Below are 24937 nucleotides of genomic sequence, written 5' to 3'. Positions count from 1 at the left end.
ACCATGTCAGCAGAGACAACGTCCGTGACCACCACCGTGCCCGCCGAGCGGCAGATCGTCGTCGAAGTCGTCGAGAAGATCACCAAGAGCGAACTCAACGTCGCGACCCCGCCTCACACCTGGGGCCCCGGGACGATGGCCACCTACTGGTGCGACGTGTTCGACGCCGAGGGAAAGGCCATCGGCACGACCGTGGGGACCATGGTGATCCTCTACGAGGACCCCGAGACCGGTCACTTCATCGAGCAGGTCTCGGAGCAGATCTCGCTCCCCGACGGCACGATCGCCGCCTCGGGACTCGTCGACCGCACCGAGGTACTCCAGCAGCGGTGGCTCGGCTACCGGGCGGAGGGCACCAGCGGACGCTACCTCGGCATGACCGGCCACCGGAACTTCCGGATCACGTCCCTGACGGACCCGGCGTTCCCCATCGACGCCAAGTGGGAACTGAGCGCCGGGTGAGATGCCCGACATGCTGCGTCCCCTCAAGGTGATCGCCCGCGGCTGTCTGCGCCTGCTCTGGGAGAGCCTGGTCGCCTCCGGAAAGCTGTCGTACGCCGTCCTGGACCTCCCCGAGCAGACACCCACCGCGGCCGACCCCGGCCCACGGCACCCGGAACGGGTCCGCCGCGACCTGCCCCTGAGCCGCGCCGAGAAGGCACTCCAACGACAACTGCGCGATCCGGCCTGAACCACACGGAGGTGTTCACCATGTCACAGATCAAGGTCCTGCTGGTCGGAGGGCTCTCCTACTTCCCCTCCGACCAGCGCGTCCAGTTCACCGAAGAACTGGGCGAGAAAATCAAGTACCGCTTCGGCGCAAGCTACGAACACTTCGTCCACCAAGGCGACTACACGACGCTCGACGGCGAGGAACTCCCGGTCTTCCAGTGGACAGCACGGACCGCCATCGCTGAATGAACCACGACCGGGACAGGCGTGACACCGGGCATCCAGACCGGCCCCGGTGCACGATCATGCCGCCCCGGTCGAGGTGCGCCTCGTACGTCTCGGCGAGGCAGGTGAAGCGGGCTGTCCACGTACCGTCGCCCTGGCGGCGGAGATCGGCGCCGTCGAGGGCGGTGGGTACGGTAACGAGGAGGATCTCGCAGGCTTCTCGCAGGCGGGCGCCGACCTGGTGGAGCGTCGCGGGCACCGGCAGCATGCCGGCGTGCCCGGCCATACACCGTCCACCAGCCGCCGACAGCCAGGCCACCTGCGACTTATGCCCACCGCAGGCAGCACGACTCCAGCACCGACCACTGCTCATCAGAAAGATCCCCTCGCCCCACATCTTGATCATCACAGTGCAGGACGCGCACAGGAATCCGAACCTGGAACACGGCCTAGCGTGTCAGGCGGTACGCGTCGGTGATCGTCACTATGTGTGCGTTCCCGCCCGTGTCCGTCAGACGGGCTCGGAAGGAGACGGACCCGGCGTCCGCGGGGTGGGTCAGCGTCACCTGGCGCGTGCTCCCGGAGGAACGGACGTCCGTCTTCCGCCAGGTGGCACCCGCGTCGTACGAGACCTCGACGTCAAGCGCCTTCACTCCCCGCGTGGCCGCCGCGCCCTCGACGACGAGCGGCACCGTCAGACGGGTGCCCGCCTTCGCCGTGCTGGCTGACGTCAGTTCGGGGGCGAATCGGACCGAGGACAGCGGCAGTACGGTTTCACGCGTGCCGGACACACGACCGGAGACGAACGTCCAGGAGGCGCTGACCCGGGTGCTGACCCCGGAGACCTCGGCAGGCCGGGAGAACTCCGAGGTGAGGCGGTAGGACTGCCGGGCCGCGGGGAGCGTGGTGACGGGCCGACAGCGCAGGTACTTCCTCTCCAGTGCGCTCGATGTGCGGTACAAGTAAGGGACGCCACCCGAGGTGAGGGTGACCTTGGCCGTCCCCGTCACGGAGTCGCCGACATGGCCGGAGCCGTCGGCGAACTGCGGCAGACATATCTTCAGGTCGTCACCGGTACGCGACACGCCTCCGCCACCCGGTCCTTCGGCCAGGCTGGGCCCGAACACTCCGGTGTTGAAGGTCTCCGAGTAGCTCCGTCCGGCCCGGTACGTCCGGCCCGCGCTGCTCTGGAACGTCTCGTGGCCGTCGTCCGCGCCCTTCTGTACGAAGTCGAAGCCCCAGGTGTAGTTCTTGGGCACGGTGACGTAGTGCCGCTGACGCCCCGGGAGGGCGAAGTCAGCGGCGGCGACGCTGTAGCCCTCGTCGAACGGCGAGTACCAGGCGGCCCCGACACTGCCTGTCTTGCCCGCCGCGGGAGAGCCCGCGCTGATGTCCGCGCGCGCGAGTTCGCTCGTACTCGTCGTGTGCGAGAAGCCGTCGAAGAACGAGCCGGATCTGGTGTACAGCAGGTCGTACGCGGTGTCGGTGCCCTTGCTGAAGGTGGCGCCGACCTGGGCCTCGAAACCGTCGGCGGGTGATGCCGAGGCGCCGGACCGGGCGGTCCTGAGCCGTGAGAAGTCACTGCCGGTCAGAATGCCCACGGCGAGGCCCGACCCGGCCGCACGCATGATGTACGAGGCGTAGGCGCCGTTGGACGTGGCGTCAGGGTCCGGTGGGGTGAGCGAGACCGGCTTGGCCTCACGGGCGTCCAGGACCGTGCGGGTGTCCGCGGTCAGCGACAGCCGCGGCTGCACCAGTTCCGCAGTCCCCGCGTCCGCACCACTCCAGGTGGTGACAAGGGCGAAGACGTTGTACGCCCCCTTCGGCGCGCGGAACCGCGCGATGCCTTCGGTGCCCCCCAGGTTCCACAGCAGGGCCGGGCTGTCCAGGCCGTAGAGGATGATGAACGGGAAGAAGGCCGGATCGCCGTTGCCGTCGAGGACGTTCAACGTCAGGTCGTACGACTCCACCTCGGCGTCGGCCGCCAGGGCGGTGCGTACGCTCTGGCTGCCGCCGGTGGCGACCAGAGCGCCCGAGTAGTCGCCTCCCGCCGGAACGGTGCGGGTGTCGGCGGTCACGTCCACGGAGGCGGTGCCGCCCGCGGGCACGGTGACGCGCTTCGGCGAAACGGTGAACAGCCCTCGGGGAGCGGGCTTTCCGTCGGCGTCGGTCGCCTGGACGGCCAGGCGGAGGGTGACCGCCGAGGTGCCGGTGTTGCGGTACGTGATCTTCTTGGTCAGCGGAGTGTCGTCGGTGTGCGGCCACTGCTGTGCACCGAAGCCGACGGACGACGCCTCACTGCTCACCGTCTGTCCGACGGCTTTCGCGATGTCCACCCGCCCGGTGCCCTGCTGCTGCGCGGTCAGGCCGACTGTCGGCTTCGTGGAGGAGACGAGGGCCTGCTTGAGCTGCTGCCCGGTCCAGTCGGGGTGCCGCTGGGCGAGGACGGCCGCGGCGCCCGCGACATGCGGGGTGGCCATCGAGGTGCCGTTGAGGGAGACGTATCCGTCGCCGACGGGGGCGCCTATCGTGCCCTCGGCCGCCTTGGCCGCGACGATGAACCGGCCCGGCGCGGTGAGGTTGGGCTTCAGGGAGCCGTCCTGGGCGGGGCCCACGCTGGAGAAGGTGGCGATCCGGTCCTGCTTGTCCACCGCGCCGACGGTGAGCGCGGCGGCCGCGCTGCCGGGAGAGCCGATGGTGCCGGCGAGGGGCCCCTCGTTCCCGGCGGCTACCACGAACAGTGTTCCGGTCTTGGCGGAAAGGGCGTTGACGGCCTCTTCCAGCGGGTCGATGCCCGCGGTGTCGGTGCCGCCCAGGGAGAGGTTGACAACGTTGGCATGCTGGTCGACGGCCCACTGCATGCCGGCGATGATGTCCGACTCGGAGCCCGATCCGCTGTCGCCCAGGACCTTGGCGTCGAGGATCTTCGCGCCGGGGGCGACACCCTTGTAACGGCCGCCGGACTTGGCGCCGGAACCGGCCGCGATGGAGGCGACATGGGTGCCGTGGCCGACCCGGTCCACGTTGTCCGGCGAGGAGCCGAAGTTCTTCTCGGCGATCTCCTGGCCGGCCAGATCCGGGTGGGTCTGGTCCACGCCTGTGTCGAGTACGGCGATGGTGACGCCCTTGCCGTCGTAGCCGGAGGCCCATGCTGTGGGCGCGCCGATCTGCGGCACGCTCTGGTCCAGGCTCGCCGTCCGGGCGGCGTCCAGCCACACCTTTTCGATGCCGGAGGCGATCCGGGTGGCACCCGCCCTGGCGCCCGTTCCGGCGTCCGTGAGCGCGTTCCACACCTGCGAGGCGTCGGACCCGGACACCTCGAACGCCTGGCCGTTGATCACCGGCAGGTTCCGCTCGACGTCCACGTCGGCGGCGGCGAGTTCCCGTTTCGCCGATGCCTCACCGGCCGTACGGTAGGTCACGATCAGCGGCGTCGAGTTCCGCTGTGTGTCGCCGTTGTCAGAGGCGAGCAGCTCCGTCACGTCGAACAGCCGCCGGTCCACGGTGCCCTCGGCCAGCGGCCGCACCGCGTCCCCGGGGATCACGTAGCTGCGGTCCTGGTAGCGGTGGACCGAGATCGCGATGTCCTCGCGTCCCTCACCCGCCCGGACCCCGGTGACCCGCCCCGCACCGTCGGTCGTCACCGTGTCCCCGGTGATCAGGGTGACGGTGCGGCCGCCACTGTGCGCCGTACCTCTCGTCGGTGCGGTCTCCGCCGCGGCCGACAGGCCGGGTCTGATCCCGGGCGCCATGCCCAGGGCCAGCGCGGCGGCAACCGCCACGGCCCCCGAGCGCATCCATAACCTCATGCAAACTCCTTTGTAGCCATATGAGTTGAGCAGTATTCAGGTGCTGCCTTCGCGGGCGGCGGCCTCATGATCCCCATTGCGGTACCTCCGTACAAGGCCTCCCTGTCCGGGGTCGCGTTGCCCCACCACCAGCCGTCGCAGCTCCCAGCGGCGGATCCTCCCCATCGCAGGCCCTTCGAGCCACGGGTTCGATCGTGTTCTTGTCGCTGGGTTTTGGCCAAGGCGTCCTATGCGTAGTGGGCGTGGAGGGAATCACGCGCGGCGTCGAGTGCCGTCAGACGGGGGCGAGGCGGGTGTGGTCGATGCTGGTGGTACGGAGCAGTTCTTCCAGGGTGTCGGTCAGGTCGGCCAGTTCGTCCCAGCGGACTGATGGGGTGGCCAGAAGACGGGCGAGACTTTCATCCACCGCGGACCAGCGATCGAGTGCCGTGGAGACGACGATGCGGGCCGCAGTGTCGAAAGGCTGCGGCGGACGGACTTCCGGGTGCGTTCAAAAGAGCCCCAAGCCCGGGGGCGGGTCAGCGGCGATCCCGGCTTCACTCGCTCCACCTGCTTTCCAGCGGGTGGAGACGAGGGCGGCCTGGATGTCACGCCTGCCTTCGGCTCGCTTGCGTTCGTAACCGGCGGGACTCATAGCAGTATCCGTTGCTGAACAAGGCGGAGATGCAGAAGGCGCGTTGGAGTCGGCGGTTGTAGTGCCGCGGCCGGTGAAGACTGCCGAGGTCTTCGCCTGAGGCACCGCCGCGGTGGTCACCCCGATCGGCCACGTCAAGACCAGGACGGACGCCTGGACCCACGGCTACGGCACCCCCGGCGAGGTCACCCTGAACCTCCGTGATGCCCTGCTCGGCATCCGGCGGGGCGTCCGGGACGACAAGCACGGCTGGATGCCCTGACTGGGCTGAGCCCCGCGGGCCACTCGGCCCGCAGCCCTTCCAGGGCCCGTCCGGACGAGTTCCGGGCGGGCCCGCTCTGCGTATTCCTTTCCGTTCCCTCCCGTCCATGCTGCCGCCCGAACCGGCCAGGCTGCCGTACGGATCCTCCTCGACCGGGCGCTGGACGACTCCGCGTTCGACGTCCTGCGCGACCTGGATCTGACCGGATTCGGCGGCGCAACCCCGCGCTACGACACCACCGGGGCCTGCTGGGTACCGGTCCCCGCCGACGACAGCCCGGAAGCCGACTGGCCGAGCCGGTCCGACGGCTCGACGAGATGCCCGCGTACCCCGGGTGGGGGACGGGTTGCGGACGATTCTCGGCCACGTACGGGCGTCCTGGACGAGCCTCTCCTCGCGGACGCGCGACCTTCCGTCCGGGTTGTACGCAACAAGGCCGATTGACCCTGTGGTAGTTGGTGCGTTTGCCTCGAAGGGAGCCCTCGGCGCGGGGCCGGGGGTCATGCGTCAACGGGGAACACAAGGGGGAACATGTCCAAGGCTTCAGCCATGTCCGGCAGAGCTGTGACCGTGTCCGGCATCTCCTTATCGACGGCGCTGCTGCTCGCGTTCACCGGAACGACCGCCGGTGCCGCGCAGCACGCGCCCCGGACGGAGCGGGTCAGCACCGCCGCCGACGGCACCCAGGGTGACGGCGCCTCCAGTGCGGCCGTCACCACGCCGAACGGACGCTACATCGCGTTCCGTTCGTCGGCCACCAACCTCGTGCCCGAGGGGGTCAGCCGCCCGGGCACCTACTCCTACATCCGTGACCTGACAACCGGCGAGGTCACCAAGATCGAGCGGGCGCTGAGCACGCCCCGGCTCAGCGCCGACGGACGCTGGGCCACGTACACCGACTGGGGCAGCCGCAACATCAACGTCTTTCTGTCCGACCTGAGCACGGGCACGAGAATCCGGGTCGGGGCCCCCGACGGCCGGGACACCGCGTCCTCGCCGACCATCAGCGAGGACGGTCGCCACATCGCCTACCGGTGGCTCGGGCACCCTGATTTCCCGACCCGCATCGACCTCTACGACCGTCTGACCGGCACCCGTGAGACCGTCAGCGCGGGCCCGCAGGACTCCAACCGGGACATGGACAGACCGTCGATCAGCGGCGACGGCCGCCGGGTCGCCTACCAGGACAACGGCACCGGTGACGTGTGGGTCGCCGACCGAGTCACCGGCGCGCAGACCGAGGCCGACGACGGCACGCCCTCGACCGTGGTCCAGCTGAGCGCCAACGGCCGTGTCCTGGCGATGGATTCGGCCGACGGCTCCTATGTACGGGACCTGCGCACGGGCCGCGTCCGGCACTTCCCCGGCGTCCGCGTCCTGGCCGTCAGCCCGGACGGGCAGCGGCTGTTGACGCGGGACGCGGACGCGAACCTGACCCTGCGCGGCCTGCGCGGCGGACGCGAGATCCCCGTCGGACACGGCAGCGCCACCGCGGGCTCGGTCTCCGCCCACGGCCGCTCCGTCGTCTACTCCACGGAGGACGCGGACGTCGTTCCCGATGACACCAACGGTCTGTACGACGTCTTCCAGTGGAGGTCACGCTGATGTTCCGCGCCTCAAGAGCCGTGCTCGGCACGGCAGTCGCGATCGCGCTCGCCTGGACGCCGGGGGCCGCCGCACAGGACCGGGGTCACCAGGGGCCCGACGAGCCCCGTACCGTGCGGGTGAGCACGGCCGCCGACGGCGGTCAGGCCGACGGACCGTCGAGCGGGGCCTCGATCAGCGCCGACGGCCGCCAGGTCGCGTTCACGTCCACCGCGCCGAGCCTCGGCTGCGAGCGCCTCTCGCCGTGCCTGTTCCTGAAGGACCTGACCGACGGCGGCCTGACCAGGATCGACCTCGGTAGCGGCCACACCTACGACGCGCCGCTGTCCAGCGCCGACGGGAGCCGTGTCGCCTTCTCCGCCGGCACCCGCTTCCAGGCTCCTTACCTGTACGACAGCGCCACCGGCCGTTCGGAGCGGCTGTGGCCCGAAGACCCGCCCGGATCGGCCGAGTTGGGCCGCGCCCAGTCGATCAGCCCCGACGGCACGCACGTCGCGTACACCGTCGGCGGCCGCAACGGAGGGCAGACCGCGCGGCTGCTGTACGTCCGGGACACGGAGACCGGCACCGAGGAGCTGATCTCGACCGCCGAGGAGGGCGACAAGAACAAGGCCTCGGTGAGCGGTGACGGCAATCGGGTCGCCTACTCGGTCCAGGGGGACGTCGGGGGCGACGACCCGAACGACGTCTTCGTCAAGGACCGGGCGACGGGCCGGCGCATCCACGTCGACGCGGACCTCGGTGTCGCCCATCTGATCCGGATCACGGCGGACGGCCGCCGGGTCCTCCTCAACGCCAACACCGGGGTGTACGTCCACGACCTGAGCACGGGCACATCGCGACGGGTGGCCGACGGAACCGCCTCCTCGGCCACGGCGGACGGCCGGTACGCCGTCGTCACGGGCACCGACGGCGTGCGGGTGCGTGACCTGCGGACGGGGCTGCGAGGGGCCGCCCTCTCGTGGACCGCCACGGTGATGGGCGACTCGCTGGCCGCCAAGGGACGTGTGGTGGCGTTCAGTTCGACGGAGTCCCACCTGGTGTCGGGCGACACCAACCGGCAGTCGGACGTGTTCGCCTTCTCGGGGGGCCTCGGGAAGAACCCGGCCCCGATGCCGTCCGTCACCGAACGGCTCGGCGGACCGGCCGGGGCGTCGCACGACCCGGTGATGGGGGAGAACAAGGTCGTCACCTTCACCTCGGAGGAAGACGTCTTCATCAACGCGGCTGTCCGCGTCGTCCAGGTCAACTCCGACGCGGAGAAGCCGTCGTCGGAGGGCACCCCCTGCTACAGCGGACGCATGGTGAGCTATGTGATCCCGTCCGCCGCCGACGGCGCCCCGGAGATCCACATCCGCAACCGCTCCGTCGGCAAGGTCACCACCCTGGACTCCTACCAGAGCGCCCGCTTCACCTGGATGGGGCAGTCCCGGATCAGCCCCACCTGCCAGTGGATCACCTACGCGGCGACCCTGCCCGCCACCGACGCCGACCCGGACCCGCAACCCCGCGTCTACCGCTTCAAGTTCGACGGCGGCACCACGGACGTGGTCAGCGCGCCCTCGGGCGGTCCGGCGGGCAACCCGTCCATCGACTACGACGGCCGGTACATCGCCTTCGAGCAGGGCGACGACGTCTACGTCCGTGACCTGGACACCGGCGACCTGTCGAAGGTCGCGGACGGCGCCTCGGCCCCGTCCCTCAACGCGATCGGCCGCACGATCGCCTTCCAGCAGGGCCGGTACGTCTACGTCCGGGACCTCGACACCGGCACCACCACGGCCCGGGTCAGGGGCACAGAGCCCTCGATCTCAGGGCACGGCACAGAGTTCGCGTACACCTCGGGCAGTTCCGTGTACCTGCTCGAAATCGCCACGGGGAAGAGGCAGTTGGTCAGCGTCGATCGCTGGGGCGGCCGCAACGACCTCCCGGCCGGGCACCCCTCGGTCAACGCCGACGGCACGGTCGTCGCGTTCGAGTCGGCCTCACCCGATCTGGTGGAAGGGGACACGAACGGGGTGACGGACATCTTCCTGCGGACAGTGCGGTAGCAGGCGACAACCACCACGAACAACAGGCAGCACCACAACGGGGGACCACCATGCACAACACCAGCCGAGTCTTCGCGCTCGCGCGCACGCCAGTGGTGTTCCTCGGCGATTGCCCGCCGACAGCTGAAGCGTACGACCCGCACACCGCTGCGGGACCAGCCAGTAGGGGCCCCGGTAACGGTGGTACGGCCTTCCAGACGGATCTGGTCGAGGGGGGAGGCCCCAGAGAACAGGCAGTCGGTCAGGTTGGCGTCAGTCGGTACCGGGTGCGCAGCATCCACACCCTGCACCGAGACGCCCGGTTGCGGGCTTGAGCCGGCCGACAGGTCCTGACTCATGGCCGTGCCGTTGTGGGTGAAGGGGTGGGGTGGGTGCTGACCGACGCAGGGGCGGTCAGCACCACCTGGCTGAGGTCAACGGCCCCGTAACGCACCCGCACGGTTGCCGTCGCCTCCCATCGCGTCCGCATGCACACCACTTCCCGCGCTGTTGTGGGGTGGCACGAGTTCGTGGGTCCGTCCGTCGCGGAGGAGGGCCCAGGACGTTGACACGGCGGTGGGGCAGGGTGAGGACGGCCCGGATGTGATGACCGTTCCAACCGGTCGTTGAACAAGGAGCGGGTGGATGTCACCACCACCCGTAACACGGTCAACCTCCACGGCTGGACGCTGGAGGAAGCCTCCGGCCACACCGTGTGGCCGGCCGTGCCACGGCCCGTATCCACACCGGTGAGGGCCGCGACACCCGCACCGACCTCTACCAGGACCGCCGCAGCTACGTGTGGAACAACGACCACGACACCGCCACCCCGCGCAACGACCACGGCCGCTTCATCGACGACGAGTCCAGGAGCCGTGACCGTGACCGCGACCACGGCGATGCCCGCCGCTGAATCCACCCACCACGCGGACGGCTGAGCACGCCACCCGCCCCTGCACCCTGAGATGACGGCGTACCCGGCTCAGAACGGACCGGGCGTGCCGCCGGCATGAGGGGCGGGAACGCTCGCGCACCCGACCACAGGCCCGACCATGGCCTGGGGACCACCAGGTCTGGCGATGACCTCGTGCGCCGCGAGCGCTGCCGAGCGGGCCAACTCCCGTTCCCGGAGCACGAAGTCGTCGACGCCCCGCGGAAGCGGCATAACGCCCACCGGGCTGTAGCCCCGGTGCACCCGGCCCGGGCCGCGGTCAGCAGCCGCTGCCGCAGTGCCTCGTCCAGGCCCAGTCCGTCCGCGAGCGCGGCGACGGTCCGCCGCTGCGGAGCCGCCCGCCGTCCCCGCTCGAGATCCCCGATGCCCCGTGCACGCCCGACGCCTCCGCCAGACCTTCGATGGTCTGCGACGCGGACAGCCGCAACTCCCGCAGCAGCGCCCCGAACGCCGCCTGCTCCCCGCTCAACCCCGCCCCCGAGCATGATCATTTGAATTCTGGAAGAGCCGGGGAGTGCGCGTCGGTTGGCGGCGCTGCTCAGTGGTCGGAAAAGGCGTTGTCAGTGGTCGCCGGTAAGTTCGTCAGTGTCGCGCCGATCGGTCGCGACATCCCCCCTGGGCTGCGCCGATTCGGCGTGCGCAAAGCCTTGTGCCGTAAAGGAGATGGTGCGTGTCGGACTGGGAGAAGTCGAGTACGGCCCGGGTGGTGCCGCCCGCGAGGCCGCGCAAGCTCGCCAAGGTCCCCTTCGTCGAACTGGCCGACGGACGCCTCCAGGGAGTGGTCTCCAGCGGCTCGGACATCGAGCGGGTGTACGTCTCGTCGGTCGCCGCCAGCACCTACGCCTTCGCGTGCAGCACGAACAACAACCGCCCCTGCGGCGGCGCGCGGGGCTCGTTCTGCAACCACATCCGCGCACTGGTCACCGAGGCCGTCCTCCAGTACGGCGCCGACCGCGTCGCCCGCTATCTGCGCGTCGAGCCCGGGGCCGCGCAGACGGACGCCGCCGCTCTCACCGCCGCGATGACCGGCGCCCGGCCCCCGCAGGCGGACGGCAAGGCCGCCGCGGCGTCCGTCTTCAGCCGGTTCCTGCGCCACCTGGCCTACCTGGAACTCGCCCCGGTCACCGCCCCGTTGCCGGAACTGCAATGGTTCCCGCCGACCAGGGCGGCGGCTGCCACGGCCACATTCGCCGACGAGTCCGATCCGGCCGGGGAGGAGGAAGCCGGCCGGCTCACCGCGCCGGTGGCGGGGCTGGACGAAGCGCTGGTGGCGGCCGACGCCTTCGACCGGACCCTCGTGGCAGGCCTGCTGCGCCCCCGCCCCGACCGGGTGCAGGACCTCACCGAACTCGCCCGCGCCGTCGCCGGCACCCCGCTCGCCACCCGGGTCGCCGAAGCGGCCGAGAAGGCTGCGGCCGGAGCCGCGAGCGAGGAGCACTTTGTCGCCCTGGCCGCCGCCCGCACCGCCCTGTTCGGCGCCGTGCACGACGCGCTGACGCTGGGCGCCGACGAGCTGACCGGCCGTACGCGGGAGGAGCGAGGGCCGACGGCCGTCGGCGCGCGGCCCGAGGCCAACCTGCTCACCGCGGCCCGCAGTTGGCTGTCGGACCTCGCGCGCACCGGCTGGCAGGGTATCGACCACGAACTGGTCGGCGGGGCCGCACCGATCGTCTCCGCGATGCTGCCCGACCCAGGGCTGCGCCGCCTGGCCACACTGCTCGACGGTTTCGCCGCCGAACTCGCCGCCTCCTGCCCCGGCGCGGCCCTGGACCGGATCCCGGCGCGCCGCTGGGGCGATCTGTGGGCGCGTGCCCTGCTGCTGACCCGGCCCGGAGCCGCCGAGGTGCCCGCGGTCGAGGCCGTCACCGGCCGGCTGTTGCCGCTCGGCGTGGACCTGCACGAACACGTCACCGCCGCGCAGGCCCAGGTCCACGCGGTGTTCGAACCCGCCGACGGCACCACGCCCCGGCTGGTCCGCGCGAGCGTCTCGGTGCCGAAGCCGGACACCGTCGTCGAGGCGGGCGTCTGGCAGTTGCTGCGTCCGCATCTGTCGCTGCTCACGGCCCTCGGCGAAGGCCGGGCGATGGACCTCGACGCGATGCCCCTCACCGGCGAGGGCGATCTCCTGTGGGACGACGCCCGGGCCCGCCAAGGCGATCCCGCAGACGCCCTCGCGACCGCGCGGGTCGTCCTGCCGACCGCCACCGCCCTGTCCACCGCGCCCTTGGACCGCCACCCGGCGCGCATCGCCGAGCCGGTGTTCCTGGAGGGCTACGGCAGGAGCCAGGACGGCGACACCCTCACCTTCACCGTCGCCGGCCAGGCCCTCCCCGTCGACACCGACCGCATTCCGACCGCGAGCCCTCTGACCCCCGAGGCCGTCGCCGCCTCCGGCGCGTGCATCGCCCTGCTCCGCTGGGACGGCGGCGGGTTCCGGCTCCAGCCCCTCGCCGTCGAGACCACCGTCCGAAGGAAGGCCGTCGCCCTCCACGCGGGCGCGTGGGCCGGCGGCACCACCGACAAGGCCGGCGCCCGGGCCGAGAAGGCCGCCACCGACGCCGTGACCGTCCTGCGGGAACGGGCGGGAAGGCTGCTGCGGAAATGAGCGACGACATGGAATACGCGGCCGACGTGCTGGACGCGGCTCCCGACGACAACCGTCGGCAGGTCCTCTACTGGCGGCTGCTCGCCCGTCTCTTCGACCCCGAGGAGCAGGCCGGCCTGGAGGCCGCGAGCCTCGCCGTCGTCGAGGACATCGGTCTGCCGCCCGCGCTGCTGGACCCGCAGGCCTCCGTCGACTCGATCGTGCAGCGCCACCCGGAACTGGCGGCGGAGTTCGACGGGTTGATGGTCCCCGAGACCGCCACCGAGGATGCGGCTGACCGAGACACTCGCGACCGGGCTGCCGAAGTCCGGCGCGCGGCCCTGGTGTCCAAGGTGCTGCTGAACGTCTTCGCCACCGGCTCCGGGGCCGTCGGCGCCGGACAGCTGTCCCGTTGGCAGAGCGACGCCGGCTGGCTGGAGCGTGCGCTCGGCTGCGCACCGGGCGAGCTGCGCGGCGGCCGTGTGCCGGGAGGCCCCGGCGTCAGCCCGACCGGCTCCGGAGGCGGCGGCCGGACGCCCGACCTGAGCAACCTGATCCCTGCGATCGGCCCCGAACTCGGCGCCCTCGAAGCCGACCTCGTCCGGCGCATGCATCTGCGCGAGGTGCTCGCCGACCCGCAGCTCGCCGCGCGGCTCACCCCGAGCATGTCGCTCATCGAGCAGCTGCTGCGCGACAAGAACAACCTCTCCGGCGTCGCCCTGGCCAACGCGAAGGCGCTGATCCGGCGCTTCGTCGACGAGGTCGCCGAGGTGCTGCGCACTCAGGTGGAGAAGTCCTCGGTCGGCGCGATCGACCGCTCGGTCCCGCCCAAGCGCGTGTTCCGCAACCTCGACCTCGACCGCACCATCTGGAAGAACCTCACCAACTACAGCCCCGAAGAGGAACGCCTCTACGTCGACCGCCTCTACTACCGGCACACCGCCCGCAAGACGACGCCGCAGCGGCTCATCGTGGTGGTGGACCAGTCGGGCTCGATGGTCGACTCCATGGTCAACTGCACCATCCTGGCCTCGATCTTCGCCGGCCTGCCGAAGGTGGACGTCCACCTCATCGCCTATGACACGCGGGCGCTCGACCTCACCCCGTGGGTGCACGACCCCTTCGAGAGCCTGCTGCGCACCCAGCTCGGCGGCGGCACCGACGGGACGGTCGCGATGGCCCTGGCCCAGCCCAAGGTCGCCGAGGCCCGCAACACCGTCGTGGTCTGGATCTCCGACTTCTACGAGTGGCAGAGCCAGCCCCTGTTCGACAGCATGGCCGCCCTGCACCGCTCGGGGGTCAAGTTCATCCCCGTCGGTTCGGTGACCAGCTCCGGGCGCGGCAGCGTCAACCCGTGGTTCCGCGAGCGTTTCAAGGACCAGGGCACTCCGGTGATCTCCGGCCACATCCGCAAGCTCGTCCACGAACTCAAGACGTTCCTCACCTGAGTTCCTGGGACTCCTGAGATTCCTGGGACTTCTCCCGCCTCACGAACTTTCGAGAAAGGCCTCTCCATGTCCGACCTGCTGCGCGCCCCCGCCGAGTTCAAGTACGCCGAGGAACTCGACTGGCTGGAGTCCGTCGACGACGGCCCCAAGCCGTTCTCCTGGCGGCTGTCCCCGAAGATGGTCCGGCTGTTCATCCTGGGCTCCGAGCGCGCCGACGGCCTCGACCGGGAGATCTCCCAGAAGTGGTTCGGCGACCGCAGCTTCGTCGAGCGCTCGATCGTCACCCTCGCCTCCGACCGCGGCCTGCTGCTCATCGGCGACCCCGGCACCGGCAAGAGCTGGCTGGCCGAGCTGCTGTCGGCCGCGATCTCCCGCAACTCCACCCTGGTGGTGCAGGGCACGGCGGGCACCACCGAGGACCACATCAAGTACTCGTGGAACGTGTCGATGGTCATCGCCAAGGGCCAGTCGAGGGAGTCGATGATCCCCTCGCCGATCATGACGGCCATGGAGGCCGGCTCGATCGGCCGCTTCGAGGAGCTCACCCGCTCCACCAGCGACGTGCAGGACGCGCTGATCTCGATCCTGTCCGAGAAGTACATCTCGGTCCCGGAGCTGGGCAGCGACCAGGACAGCGACAACATCGTGTTCGCCAAGCCCGGATTCTCGGTCATCGCCACCGCCAACAGCCGCGATCGGGGCGTCAACGACCTCTCCTCCGCGCTCAAGCGCCGCTTCAACTTCGTCCGCATCCCGGTGGTGACGAACAAGAAGAGCGAGGCGGAGATCGTGCGCTTCCGCACCGAGGAACTGCTGCGCCGCCACCAGATCGAGCTGGACGTCCCGCCGACCCTGCTGGACGTGCTGCTGCAGAGCTTCGCCGATCTGCGGGCCTCCTCGGCTGCCGCCGGCAGCGACGACGAGAAGCTGGAGTCCGCCCTGTCCACGGCCGAGCAGATCGGGGTCCTGGAGGACGCCATCCTGCACAGCAACTTCTTCGGCGAGCGCGCCCTCACTGCGCATGCCCTCGCCGCCTCGCTCGTCGGGTCCTTGGCCCGGCGCGAGCCCGAGGACCTCGCCATCCTCAACAAGTACCTGCACGGCGTGGTCGAGCCGCGCAGCAAGGAAGAGGGCGGCTCCTGGCCGGAGTTCCTCCAGGGCGGCCGCGACGCGATCGCGACCCTGTCATGAGCGGCGGCCCCTTCGAGGCGCTGCGCGGTCAACTACACGAGGCGGCGACGGAGTTCGCCGACGGTCCCGGAGCCCTGGAGGGCATCCTGCGGGGCATCGTCGACGACGTCGAACGCGCGGTGCGCGAACCGCTGGAGATCTTCCCGGTCTGCCACCACTCACCGGCCTCGGCGAGCGCCATGTCCCGCCGGCTGCGTGAGAAGCAGCCGAAGGTGGTCTACCTGGAGCTGTGCGAGGACATGGCGCCGCTGCTCACGGAGCTGCGCAACTGCCGCCTCCCGGTGGCGGTCCAGGCCTTCGCGAGCGAGATCGAGGGCTTCCCCCTCGACTGGGCGCCGCTCTCCGTGGTCGCCCCGGTCACCGAGGCCTCCGCCGAATACCAGGCCATCGCCTACGCACTCGACACCCCGGGCGTCGAACTGGTTCTCGTCGACCGCTCCTCGGACCACGTCTTCCAGTGGGAGACCGAGCACCTCACCGAACCAGACGCAGCTGCGGACACCGACCCCGAAGCTCCCGAGACGCCGCAGCAGGCCGCCCTGCACGGCGACGCCGTCGGCGTGGAGATCGGCGACCTGCGCCCGCGCTTCGCCGAACTGGAGGAGCACCTCCTGCGCCACGGCCGGGTCCGGCACTGGTCGGAGTGGTGGCACCAGTACGTCGAACTGCCCCTCGGCGACAGCGACCACGACACCTACCGCCAGGTGATGCTGCTCATCGGCAGCCTCTTCCGGCGCCTCGCCCCCGGCGACCCCGGGAAGGTCCGGGTCGACGAGGACCGCGAGCGGTACATGTGGACGCGGATGCGCGAGCACCTCGCCGCCACCGGCGCCGACCCCGCCGACTGTCTCTACGTCTGCGGCGCCTTCCACGCGGCCAGCCGGGTCGAGGAGTTCGGCGTGCACGGCAGCGACACCTTCACCATCAGCCCGCCGAGCCCCACCAAGTGGCGGCACGGTCTGATCCCTTCCAGCCACGCGGCGATCGAGGCGCAGTTCGGCCTCGCCGCGGGCTCGGTGTCCATCGCCGCGACACAATGGGCGAAGAACGTCAAGCGCACCGGCGTCCGCCCGTTCCGCCTGGAGGGCCAGGCGGGCACGAAGAAGAGCACGAAGAAGCCCACGGTGAGGAAGGCCCTCCCCGCGCCGGCCCAGGCCGCCCCGCCCGCTGACCGGCTCACCGGCTTCCTCCGGCGCCCGCCCGCGCTCGACCCCCTCGACGAGGCCGAACTGCTCGGCTGGTCGGTGGAGATCGTGCGCGCGGCCCGCCGCAACGGCTATCTCGCCTCCACCGCCGACGCCATCGCCGTCTTCGAGACGTCGATCCTGCTGGCCGGGATGCGTGAGCGCGCCAAGCCGACGCCGTACGACTTCCAGGACGCGGCCGTCACCTGCATCGAGAAGGACGCCGTCCCGGGCCGGCGGGACGTCGGCCGACTGGTCGAGATCATGATGGGCGGCGACCGCGTCGGCCAGGTCGGGTACGACGCGCTGCCGCCGCTGGCCCGTGACGTGCACGACCGGCTCGCCCCGCTGAACCTGAAGCTCCAGCAGCGCGGAGTGCAGCGGGCCCTCCTGGACATCGCCTCGCGGCCGGAACTGGAGCACTGCTCCGACCTGCTGTGGATGCTGCGCCGTCTGCTGCCCGACGGCGCCGCCCGGCCCATCATGGGCGAACGGCGGCTCGGCGAGCGCCCCATCCAGGAGTCCTGGGACCTGGCCCTGGGCACTCACCAGCGCGCCCTCATCGAGCTCGGCTACGAGGGCGTCAGCATCGAGCAGGTCATGGAGCAGCGGCTGCGGCGCGCCGCGTACGCCCCGCAGGCCACGGCGGCCCAGGTCCTGGAGGCGGTCGAGGACGCCATCCTGCATCTGCGCAGCAGCCGGCTCGCCGACGAGCTCGGCACCCGTGCCCTGGAGGTGCTGGCGGGCGAACGCAGCGTCGACGGCGCGCCGGAGGTGCTGCGGCGGGTGCGCCGGCTGCTGGCCTACTACCGCACCGCCGAACCGGTGCTGCCGCCCTGGATCGAGTCTTTCGTCAAGGCCGGCTACGCGCACTACTGCACGCTGCTGCCGACGGCGTTCACCGACGACGACACCACCGTCCGTCAGGTCGCGGCCATGCTGGGCTTCCTGTTCGGCATGGAGAGCCTGGCCCTGTCCCTCGGCTGCGACCGCACCCAGCTCGAACTCGCCCTCGCCCAGTCCCACCCCACCGAGCCCTCCCGCACCGCACTGCTGTGGGCGGCGCAGACCCACCTGGGCACGCTGTCGAGGACGGCGCTGCGGGCACGCTGCGCCGAACTGCTCGGCAACCCGCTGGTCGTCCCCGCCTACCCCCGCTACCTCAGCGGGTTCGTGCACGCCCTGGAACCGGTGCCGGGTCTGGCCGACTTCGTCGTCGAGGCAGTGTCCAACGCGTTCGCCCGGCTCCCGGACCCGGTGCTGCTGCCCTGGCTCCCGACGCTGATCACCGGCCTGCGGGCGGGCGGCAGCGAGTTGGCCCCGCTGCTGATCCGCGAGGCCGGCCGTGTCTTCCCCGCCCGGCTGGCGGAGCTGGACAGCTGGGTGCCGCCCTGGCGACTCCCGCAGGAACCGCCGCACGTGCACCTGGAGTCAGCAGCGAGCACCGGGACCGGCCTGGCGCTCCTGTCCGCCCACCCCGCGACCTGCGATGCGCTCGCGGACCTGCTGGGCTGCGAAGGGACATGGGGGACCGCCGAAGCCACGCCCGCCGGAGCGGCCCTGCTCGCCCGCCACCCGGAGACCGCGACGGCGCTGGAAGTGCTACTCGCCGTCGGCTGACCCGGCGCAGGCGCTCACCAGAGCGCGGATCGCCGGTGCGGGCAACGCCGGGTTGGCGGCCGCGTGGTGGACCAGCTCCTCGTCGTCGAGAAGCTCCGCCAGCCGGGACTGCGGAAGGTTCGGGTGGCGTGCGAACGCGGCCCGGACGGCGGGGTCGGGGTCCCGGGTGAGCCGCTCCACGGCGGCCGGCGGGACCTTGGGGTCGCGGGCGGCCAGCGCCCGGACGGCGGGATCCTCGTCGTCGGCGTGGACGGCCAGTCCGTCGGTGGGGAAGTCCGGGCGGGTGAGGAGGCGGTCGCGCTGATGGCCGGTGTACTCGACGAAGCTGCGCAGGAGCAGGGCCGCCGGGGCGTCCGGGTGGTTCTGGGCCAGCAGGACGCGCACGCCCAGGTCGTCGTCGACGGCAAGCCGGGCCACCAGGTCGGCCGGCAGCGTGTGCACCCGCGCGGCGTCTCGGCGCAGCAGCGGGTGACCGGACAGTGCGTCCCGGCGGACGACCTCGGGGTCCGGGGGCGTCAACGGCTCGGGACGGAACAGGAAGAGCCCGTCCAAGGGGACCGCGTAGTCGATTGCGGCCCGTTCCTCCTCGCTCCACGCGGGGTGCACGGAAACCGCCAGCCGCACGCCCGGATCGGGATCCGTGGCGAGGGCCTGCCGCTGGGCAGGGCCGAGGTCCGGGTGACGAGCGACCGCCCTGCGCACCTCCGGCACGGGGTCGGCGGCGAGGATGCGGCGCTCGGTGGGCCCGAGGTCGGTGCGGCCGGCGATCTCCGCACGGATCTCCGGGTCCGGATCGGCGGCCAGGAGCCTCACCACGTCGGGCGGCAGGGTCGGGTTCCCGGCGATCATCGACCGGTCCTGCGGGCCGGCCGGCGCGGTGAGGACCGCGTCCACGACCGCCCTGCTGAGGGCGCGGTGCATCAGAATGTCGGTGCGGCCGTGACACGGTCTGTCGGGCAGGACGCTCTCGACCCACACCGGATCCTCGCCGCGCAGATGCCGCTGGGCTCTCGACCGGACCTCGTCGTCGGGGTCCGTCAGCAGCGCGGCCTGTGTCTCGGCGGGCAGCCACGTCCACTCCATGCCGACGCCCCAGGCGCGGACCTTCGGATCCGGATGCGTGTGCATGCACCGGCGCAGCCCGGGCGAGAACTGCCGGAAGAAGGAACCGCCGAGGTGTTCCTGCTCGTAGCTGTTGAGCATGTGCACGATGGCGTCGTCGGGCAGGGGCGGCCCGTCGTAGTCCAGCCCGGGGCCCTGGGCGAGGTGGGCGCGGACGAACCAGTGCGGATCGTCCAGGAGCCTTGCCCGCTGGGCCGGATCGACATGGGGGTTGCGGGCGAAGAAGCTGCGGGTGCGATGGTCGGGGTGCGCGATCACGGCGTCGACGACCGCCGCCGACAGGACCCGGTCCCGGCACAGCACCATCCGTACGGCGAGCGGGGCCTGGGCCAGCAGGTGCAGCAGGACCTCCAGCGGAGCGGCGGGATTCAGCGCCAGCCCGGCGAGCCGTCGGGTGGGCAGGTCGGCGTCCTGCCAGATGTCGTCAGGTGTCGGCACGCCTCGAACCCCCAAGGAAAGACCACGGGACAGGCCCCCTGCCACACAGAGCAGGGGGCTCATGACCCTAACCGCTCACTGCTGCCCTACCGGTGTCGGACGCCGACCGTGACGATGCCGAGGACCATCGTTGCGGCACTGCTGTCCTGGACTTACCTGTCCGCCGGACGTCTTCCAGATCTTGATGCGGAAGGTGTCCGAGCCGTCCGTCGCCGTGATCCGGTGTCCGCATCGTCACCATTGTGGGGCCCGTGATGAGGCAGTCGTGTCCCAATGTTCAGAACACTTCCAGGCCCCGCGATGCGCGGATTGACGCTGCTAATGCTCGACCTGATGCAAGCGTTCCTTCCGGAACTGCAACCAGATGGTGAGGCACGCGGTACCCGCTACCCCTGAGAGGGTCGCCAAGGTCGGCCAGGCAGGCCATCTGCTGACCGTGGTCATGAAGCCCATGGTGCCAGCCGCCCCGAACAGCTCGCAGCCGAGCGTCAGCATCACCGCTTCTCGCGCACTGGGAGACCTGACCACCTGACGAGTCGGGGCCAGGGGTTGAACATCGCTCAACGTCTTCCTCCTCGGTGCACGCCCGTCCAGAGCCCTGCAACGGGCAGCGATCAAGAGCCATCCGGCTCGATTCCCAACCTCACGGTCCCAGACCTCAGTAGGTTGCCGCCATGGATGTCTCTCTGAGGAATCAGCCCGACTATCTGGAGGGCCTCTGGTCAGGGCTCTTTGTCAGTGCCACCTTCCATGACGGAGAGGAGGGGGTGTGGTGCCGGGACAATCTCGTCCCTGTCGCCGGCGCATTCTTTCCTCGGCGGTTCCGGTTGAACCTCTCCCCGGCGTACGACTCGGAGATCGATGCGTGCACTGCCTTCGAGGTGGAGAACGGGACCTTCGTGGCAACGAACGGGATGCCGCTGCTCGGCGTGCCGTGCGCTGCGGACCATCCCAGGGCGCTCGCTGATCTCATGGAACCGCTTACCCGCGCGCTCGCCATGGTGCCGCACCTCGTCGCAATCAGGAACGACGGAACGTGGAGATGGAAGCCAGACGGTTGGAAGCCCTGGTCCTGCTGGGCCCGTTCCCGAACACTACGCCCGACAGCTCAAGAAGGAACGGAAACGCTACCCGTTTGCGTACCAAGCGTTGAAGCTCCGGGAGGACCTCAAGAAGAGGATGCACCCTCGATGGCACAACTACTTCTTGCCTCGCATTGAAATCGTCGCCCGTTCGGTACAGGCAGCACAGTCCGCTGGCCTTCCGGTCGCCGACGGTATCCGTGAGGCCGAGAAACTACTCATGGTAGGGGCTGCAACGGCTTATGACTTGCTGAAGATGGCCAGAGAGATGGGGCTCCTGCCTTACGGTGACGCCCCACGGCCTGAGATCCCGTGGTGGACGTATGACGAGAAAGTTGATCGCGCACTGAAACGCGGCCACGAGTTCGCGGTGCCACCTCAGCTTGAGGGGTCTGAGCTGTACTTGGATATGTGGAGTCCCTAAATTTGACTTTGCCGGTGAGCAAGTCCCGTCTCTGACCGCGCAGATTGCACGGGCGAGTGTTCCCGGCGGTACGACGGCGATGTGGATGAGGACCGGCTGGACGGTCTGTGGTGCGACGAGGACTTCGCACGCGGGTACCCGCGTGCTCGTACGGGAGCTGCTGGACGCGATCGCCGTCGACGGCTTCCCGCTGCTGCCGCCCCGGACGCTGCGCTACATCGAGGCCCCCGCGTGCTACGACGGCGACGCCTCGTCGGTCTTCGGGCGGCGGAATCACGGGTTGTCCGAACTGGCAGCGGCGGGCAGTGCTCCAGCTGGACGCGATCGGCTCCCCGGCCGTCGTCATCAACCCGCGCCGCGATGACTTCCCAGCTGGCCAGGTGGAAGCGGCACGGGAACAGACCGCCTGGGAGTACGAGCACCTCCGCATCGCCGACGTGATCCTCTTCTCGTTCTGCGCCGAAGCCGTCCAGCCCATCGCCCTGTACGCACTGGGGGCCCACGCCGAAGTCCTCCTCCGCGAAGTCGGCGGACGCCTGTCCACACTGCTGGAGGGCACCGAACGCTGCGCCCAGAACCGCGCCCGCCTCGTACAGGCCCTCTACACGCGGCTGGACCGCCTCACAGAACCCCTCCCGGACGCCACATAGCCCGAAGGGGGAGCAGCCCCTGGGACGGTGTCGCTGACCCTGTGTCAGCGAAAGACCCCGGGCCGCACAGCACGCCCAGGGTCTTGCCAGCGTCACAGCGCCGCCCACTCAGCACGGGGCGGCGGCACGATCCGGTGCACTCACCAGTCGGCGGGTGCGCTGCCCACCCATGCGGTCGGCTGATCCTCGCTGTTGCGGCCCCAGTGCGGTTCCTCCATCGAGGTCTCCTGATCGTCGGGCAGGACGCAGATCCGCTCCCAGCCGCCGTTTTTGCCTGGATAGATCCCGGTGAGCCGGGCCAGGTCGCCGTCGCGCACGGCCTGGTCGTAGCGGGCTGGGCGTGGAGTTCACCGACGTGGAACGGCTCGACATCGAGCTGTAGCTCCAGCCCCACGTAAACGCCTCGTCCCCGGTGTGATCCGGTTACCCGACCACACCAGCAACTCAGTTGCCGGGGATGAGGCGATTAGACATGCCACGAGGGCAGATCCACAGTCGTGGCTGACGGGTTCTGTCGCCTCGGGGGTCAGGAACTGTGCTTCTCCACTTCCACCATGACCTGGGCGACGATCTCCTCCGGGGTCTCCTTTAGACGATTCACCGCCGTCGCTAGCAGCACCGTCCCAACTCGGGCGTTGGCGTGCGCGATGTGCGCAGTCACGTCAACGAGCTCGTCCCAGCCAGCCTTGGCCTTTTCCAGGTCACCCGCCTCGACACCCGCTCGGAACGTGGACTCAGCCGCATCGAGCAGGTCGCGGTACGCAGGCGCTACCGCTTCCCCGCTATGCCCGCCACCAGCCTTGGCCAGGTTGTAGAAGGCGACCAGCGCCTGGCCGGCGCGACGGTCGTAGTCACGTGACTTGTCGTCGTAAGTTCCCATACTGCAAAGGCTATCGAGCGCCACTGACACGCAGCGGTCAACCGCCCGCTCACACGCCTCAGCCCCGACGAACTCCTGCGTCAGGTCACGCGTGCGGCACGCCGATGTGCCCACCACAAGCGCGGCGCGGTGACCGCGTTGACGGCCCGGCCGAACGCTTCCATGGTGGGAGTGTCTTGAAGTAATCCTGATAGCCCCACTCCCGCGCGAGTCGTTGCCGCAGGTCACCAACAAGATCCACGCCGATGTGACGTACACCACCTGATCCCGAGAGTGATGGCGCGCCGCTCCGCGCATCGGGCACAATCACCGCAGATCAGGAGCCCTCTCCATTAGGAAGGGGTTCCGCCGGAGCTAACTAATAATTCCCAAATCGGCGTCTTCGTCCGCGCGGGACTGATCTTGAGGAGATCCGGAGGTGGTGGCGTCCGTGGTGGGTCGCCCGGCCTTGAAGCGTGCGGGCCGCGTCAGCCTCTCAAGGACGTCTGTCGGCGTCGCCCCAGGGATGGTCTGCGCTCATCTTTGACCACCCGCCCCGTCTCTTGATATCGGGCGGCTCGGTAAGTTGCGGCAGCCCCGGCGTGGCGGAGGAACTTCGCGTTCCTCATGGAGGTGCTCGTGAACTTCAGCCGGAAGGAATCGCGCGAACTGTGATCATGCAGCGGTCCTCGCTTACCGTCACCCCGGCCTGCCCGACACCACCGCGCCCAGTTCCCGTACACCGGCTGTGCGCGGGTGTCGGGCGGTGAGGTCCGTGACGATCTGTCTGATCGAGGACCGGTCCCGGACTTCGCCAGGGCTGACCCGGACGGCGGCCAGCAGTTCGGTCGCGGTCTGTTCGGGCTTGCCCAGCTGCCACCAGGCGCGCGCGAGGTCGGTGTGCATGCGGCTTCTGCGCTCGGCGGTCGTGAACTGCTCGGGGCGCAGGTTGCGGCCGGCTTCGAGTGCCGCGCCCGCGTCTCCGAGGGCCCAGTGGACGCCTACCGCGTACAGGTCGACGGCCGCGCCGGTCAGCGGGAACAGGCGCCCCCTTGGTGCCTGCTGCGGGAGTCGGCGCCCGGCACGGTGTGCTTCCTGGATCATCGCGAGGGCTTGGTGCCGGTCTCCGGCGACCGCGGCCGTGTACGAGGTGGTGCACAACATCTGTGCGTACGCGGCGGCCTGCGCCGATGTCGTGAGCCCGGTGGACTCCACGTCTGCGGCGGCTTTGAGCATCAGGCGTTGGGCGGCCGTGGGCTGGTCCTGGTGGCGCAGGACGATTGCCAGCTCGCGGGCGGCTGCCGCGGCGACGAGCGCGGACCCGGAAAGGTCCGCGTATGTGCTGGCCCGGTCGGCGGTCAGTCGGGCCTGCTGGTAGCGGCCGAGCTTTCCGAGGAGCTGGGAGGCCAGGGTGTAGGAGGCGGAGAGCCTCGCGTAGTCCAGTTCTGTGCGCGACCGGGCGGCGAGATGGCCGTCACCGAGCAGCCCCGGTAGCTTCCCGGCCAACTCGGCGTGCCGACCGCTGTCGAACAGCGCGCGGACATGCGCGAGTTGGGCGTCGAAAGGAACTGTCCTCCCGCTGGGGTCGGGCGTTCCGGCGAGGGCGTCGTCGACTCCGAGAAGGAGGTGCGTGGGGACTGCTGCCCCGGCTGCTGCGAGCAGAGTGCGGCGGCGCATGGGGTCCTCCTCGGCGTCACACTGAGTGTCCGGCGCCACTTTAGTGGTGGTGAGGACCCCGTTGCCGGTAATGCCGAGTGCTTCCGTCAGGACGTGTGATGGCATCCCCACCGTACGGGCCGCGTGCCGGAGCAGTTCGAGGTCGGTGACCCGGCTCCGGGTTTCCAGCCGGGACACGGTGGCGGCCGAGCATCCCAGCCGGATCCCGAGGTCGGCCTGACGCCAGCCGTGCCGGACGCGGCCCATGCGGACGAGCCTTCCGGGCGCCCGTTGCTGGATGAGCGCGCGGGCCTGCACTGACGTCCATAACGGATCGCTGGGCATGCTGCCCTCCACACGCCACGAAGACGGGGCCTACCACCGTAAAGGGGGTGCGCTGGGGCCGTCGAGGGCGTGTGCACGGTCTGCAAACCCCTTGCTCAGCCTGAGAGTTGACCACCACGGTGCTGCGCGGGGTGGTGCCCTTCCC

General features: G+C 70.3%; 19 protein-coding genes and 2 pseudogenes. 13 read left to right on the top strand and 8 right to left on the bottom strand.

Features of this window, described 5'->3' with window-relative positions; all coding sequences use genetic code 11:
* Positions 1 to 3 precede the first annotated feature (3 nt).
* From CW359_RS18395 to CW359_RS18385, 3 genes are read left to right on the top strand one after another with little or no spacing between them, the layout of a single operon-like run.
* Positions 4 to 462: an allene oxide cyclase barrel-like domain-containing protein gene (locus CW359_RS18395; RefSeq protein ID WP_157968571.1), complete on the top strand. Its 459-nt coding sequence runs from the start codon at positions 4 to 6 to the stop codon at positions 460 to 462.
* Between the two features lie 10 nt (positions 463 to 472).
* Positions 473 to 691: a DUF6059 family protein gene (locus CW359_RS18390; protein ID WP_157968570.1), complete on the top strand. Its 219-nt coding sequence runs from the start codon at positions 473 to 475 to the stop codon at positions 689 to 691.
* A 20-nt stretch (positions 692 to 711) separates the two neighbouring features.
* Positions 712 to 921: a DUF5988 family protein gene (locus CW359_RS18385; RefSeq protein ID WP_105971042.1), complete on the top strand. Its 210-nt coding sequence runs from the start codon at positions 712 to 714 to the stop codon at positions 919 to 921.
* A 425-nt stretch (positions 922 to 1346) separates the two neighbouring features.
* On the opposite strand, the gene CW359_RS18380 is transcribed toward CW359_RS18385, so the two are convergent.
* Positions 1347 to 4706 (bottom strand): S8 family serine peptidase, encoded by a 3360-nt coding sequence (locus CW359_RS18380; RefSeq protein ID WP_105971041.1) that lies wholly within the window; start codon positions 4704 to 4706, stop codon positions 1347 to 1349.
* Between the two features lie 274 nt (positions 4707 to 4980).
* Positions 4981 to 5112 carry a hypothetical protein gene (locus CW359_RS47115; protein WP_269805597.1) on the bottom strand — a complete coding sequence of 44 codons (132 nt, stop codon included), beginning with the start codon at positions 5110 to 5112 and terminating at the stop codon, positions 4981 to 4983.
* A 328-nt stretch (positions 5113 to 5440) separates the two neighbouring features.
* Between CW359_RS47115 and CW359_RS18375 the strand changes: the two are divergent.
* The 4 genes and pseudogenes from CW359_RS18375 to CW359_RS47585 all read left to right on the top strand — a co-directional run.
* Positions 5441 to 5602 (top strand): annotated as a pseudogene (locus tag CW359_RS18375) (branched chain amino acid aminotransferase); the annotation flags it as partial.
* Positions 5603 to 6151: 549 nt separating this feature from the next.
* Complete coding sequence (locus CW359_RS18370; protein WP_232838448.1) at positions 6152 to 7207, top strand: TolB family protein; 1056 nt, start codon at positions 6152 to 6154, stop codon at positions 7205 to 7207.
* Entirely contained in the window at positions 7207 to 9258 is a 2052-nt protein-coding gene (locus CW359_RS18365; protein ID WP_107503112.1) for a TolB-like translocation protein, read from the top strand. Before CW359_RS18370 ends, CW359_RS18365 begins: the two co-directional genes overlap by 1 nt.
* 694 nt (positions 9259 to 9952) lie before the next feature.
* Positions 9953 to 10150, top strand: a complete 198-nt coding sequence (locus CW359_RS47585; protein ID WP_408647492.1) for a hypothetical protein — start codon at positions 9953 to 9955, stop codon at positions 10148 to 10150.
* A 69-nt stretch (positions 10151 to 10219) separates the two neighbouring features.
* On the opposite strand, the gene CW359_RS46515 is transcribed toward CW359_RS47585, so the two are convergent.
* Both CW359_RS46515 and CW359_RS46510 read right to left on the bottom strand, forming a co-directional pair.
* Positions 10220 to 10402, bottom strand: coding sequence for a hypothetical protein (locus CW359_RS46515; RefSeq protein ID WP_232838447.1), 183 nt, complete (start codon positions 10400 to 10402; stop codon positions 10220 to 10222).
* Positions 10403 to 10448: 46 nt separating this feature from the next.
* The gene (locus tag CW359_RS46510; RefSeq protein WP_232838446.1) at positions 10449 to 10658 is read right to left on the bottom strand and encodes a hypothetical protein; all 210 of its coding nucleotides are present in this window, start codon (positions 10656 to 10658) and stop codon (positions 10449 to 10451) included.
* A 201-nt stretch (positions 10659 to 10859) separates the two neighbouring features.
* Between CW359_RS46510 and CW359_RS47345 the strand changes: the two are divergent.
* From CW359_RS47345 to CW359_RS18330, 4 genes and pseudogenes are all read left to right on the top strand, one after another.
* Positions 10860 to 11363 (top strand): annotated as a pseudogene (locus CW359_RS47345) (hypothetical protein); the annotation flags it as partial.
* Between the two features lie 1427 nt (positions 11364 to 12790).
* Positions 12791 to 14221, top strand: a complete 1431-nt coding sequence (locus CW359_RS18340) for a VWA domain-containing protein (RefSeq protein WP_232838445.1) — start codon at positions 12791 to 12793, stop codon at positions 14219 to 14221.
* A gap of 66 nt (positions 14222 to 14287) precedes the next feature.
* Positions 14288 to 15412 carry an ATP-binding protein gene (locus CW359_RS18335; protein WP_105971036.1) on the top strand — a complete coding sequence of 375 codons (1125 nt, stop codon included), beginning with the start codon at positions 14288 to 14290 and terminating at the stop codon, positions 15410 to 15412.
* The gene (locus CW359_RS18330) at positions 15409 to 18216 is read left to right on the top strand and encodes a DUF5682 family protein (RefSeq protein WP_105971035.1); all 2808 of its coding nucleotides are present in this window, start codon (positions 15409 to 15411) and stop codon (positions 18214 to 18216) included. Before CW359_RS18335 ends, CW359_RS18330 begins: the two co-directional genes overlap by 4 nt.
* Here CW359_RS18330 and CW359_RS18325 read toward each other — a convergent pair.
* Positions 18199 to 19776, bottom strand: a complete 1578-nt coding sequence (locus CW359_RS18325) for a hypothetical protein (RefSeq protein WP_105971034.1) — start codon at positions 19774 to 19776, stop codon at positions 18199 to 18201. The two genes, CW359_RS18330 and CW359_RS18325, sit on opposite strands and share 18 nt — an antisense overlap.
* 1591 nt (positions 19777 to 21367) lie before the next feature.
* Here CW359_RS18325 and CW359_RS45870 point away from each other — a divergent pair.
* A complete protein-coding gene (locus CW359_RS45870; protein WP_198655285.1) occupies positions 21368 to 21646 on the top strand; it encodes a hypothetical protein in 279 nt (92 codons plus the stop codon).
* On the top strand, positions 21588 to 21932 hold the full coding sequence (locus CW359_RS47580; protein WP_198655270.1) for a nucleoside 2-deoxyribosyltransferase domain-containing protein: 345 nt from the start codon (positions 21588 to 21590) through the stop codon (positions 21930 to 21932). The genes CW359_RS45870 and CW359_RS47580 overlap by 59 nt, the downstream gene beginning before the upstream one ends.
* A gap of 140 nt (positions 21933 to 22072) precedes the next feature.
* Here the strand turns inward: CW359_RS47580 and CW359_RS18305 are convergent, their stop codons facing one another.
* From CW359_RS18305 to CW359_RS18295, 3 genes are all read right to left on the bottom strand, one after another.
* Complete coding sequence (locus CW359_RS18305) at positions 22073 to 22249, bottom strand: hypothetical protein (protein WP_198655269.1); 177 nt, start codon at positions 22247 to 22249, stop codon at positions 22073 to 22075.
* Between the two features lie 209 nt (positions 22250 to 22458).
* Positions 22459 to 22812: a hypothetical protein gene (locus CW359_RS18300; protein ID WP_157968569.1), complete on the bottom strand. Its 354-nt coding sequence runs from the start codon at positions 22810 to 22812 to the stop codon at positions 22459 to 22461.
* Positions 22813 to 23490: 678 nt separating this feature from the next.
* On the bottom strand, positions 23491 to 24792 hold the full coding sequence (locus tag CW359_RS18295) for a helix-turn-helix transcriptional regulator (RefSeq protein ID WP_105971030.1): 1302 nt from the start codon (positions 24790 to 24792) through the stop codon (positions 23491 to 23493).
* Positions 24793 to 24937 lie beyond the last annotated feature (145 nt).

It is taken from the genome of Streptomyces geranii, assembly GCF_002954775.1.
Lineage (GTDB): Bacteria > Actinomycetota > Actinomycetes > Streptomycetales > Streptomycetaceae > Streptomyces > Streptomyces geranii.
This window is presented reverse-complemented; position numbering and strand designations above follow the sequence as displayed.

Bases quoted from the DNA above. Each gene is read 5' to 3' on its own strand.
- CW359_RS45870 (WP_198655285.1), top strand. From the start codon at position 21,368: ATGAGGACCGGCTGGACGGTCTGTGGTGCGACGAGGACTTCGCACGCG.
- CW359_RS18335 (WP_105971036.1), top strand. From the start codon at position 14,288: ATGTCCGACCTGCTGCGCGCCCCCGCCGAGTTCAAGTACGCCGAGGAA.
- CW359_RS18385 (WP_105971042.1), top strand. From the start codon at position 712: ATGTCACAGATCAAGGTCCTGCTGGTCGGAGGGCTCTCCTACTTCCCC.
- CW359_RS18330 (WP_105971035.1), top strand. From the start codon at position 15,409: ATGAGCGGCGGCCCCTTCGAGGCGCTGCGCGGTCAACTACACGAGGCG.
- CW359_RS18390 (WP_157968570.1), top strand. From the start codon at position 473: ATGCTGCGTCCCCTCAAGGTGATCGCCCGCGGCTGTCTGCGCCTGCTC.
- CW359_RS18365 (WP_107503112.1), top strand. From the start codon at position 7,207: ATGTTCCGCGCCTCAAGAGCCGTGCTCGGCACGGCAGTCGCGATCGCG.
- CW359_RS46515 (WP_232838447.1), bottom strand. From the start codon at position 10,402: ATGCCGCTTCCGCGGGGCGTCGACGACTTCGTGCTCCGGGAACGGGAG.
- CW359_RS18295 (WP_105971030.1), bottom strand. From the start codon at position 24,792: ATGCCCAGCGATCCGTTATGGACGTCAGTGCAGGCCCGCGCGCTCATC.
- CW359_RS18370 (WP_232838448.1), top strand. From the start codon at position 6,152: ATGTCCGGCAGAGCTGTGACCGTGTCCGGCATCTCCTTATCGACGGCG.
- CW359_RS18300 (WP_157968569.1), bottom strand. From the start codon at position 22,812: ATGGGAACTTACGACGACAAGTCACGTGACTACGACCGTCGCGCCGGC.
- CW359_RS18380 (WP_105971041.1), bottom strand. From the start codon at position 4,706: ATGAGGTTATGGATGCGCTCGGGGGCCGTGGCGGTTGCCGCCGCGCTG.
- CW359_RS18395 (WP_157968571.1), top strand. From the start codon at position 4: ATGTCAGCAGAGACAACGTCCGTGACCACCACCGTGCCCGCCGAGCGG.
- CW359_RS18340 (WP_232838445.1), top strand. From the start codon at position 12,791: ATGAGCGACGACATGGAATACGCGGCCGACGTGCTGGACGCGGCTCCC.